The sequence below is a fragment of the Shewanella sp. AS16 genome, from assembly GCF_021412365.1.
GTDB lineage: Bacteria > Pseudomonadota > Gammaproteobacteria > Enterobacterales > Shewanellaceae > Shewanella > Shewanella salipaludis.
In genome coordinates, this window is the sequence record NZ_JAKCLK010000498.1 from 1 (window position 1) to 255 (window position 255).

A 255-nucleotide genomic window follows, 5' to 3' on the forward strand; every position below is an offset into this window, starting at 1 on the left:
GTTCATGACTGGGGTGAAGTCGTAACAAGGTAGCCCTAGGGGAACCTGGGGCTGGATCACCTCCTTACCTATACGACTAACTCGATGCTTGGTCGAAAAATGCTCCTGCATTTTCGACATTCGGTACATCCGTGTACCTTTTGAGTGTTCACACAGATTTGCTTGATAGAAGAAAGAGTAACGATGGGCCTGGTTAAGCGGGTTTATCAAAGATGGGTCTGTAGCTCAGCTGGTTAGAGCGCACCCCTGATAAGG

1 rRNA gene is annotated in these 255 nt (G+C 48.6%); it reads left to right on the forward strand.

Annotated features, from left to right (window positions below):
* Positions 1-67, forward strand: a 16S ribosomal RNA gene (locus LZP73_RS21260); the annotation flags it as partial.
* Positions 68-255: the final 188 nt, after the last annotated feature.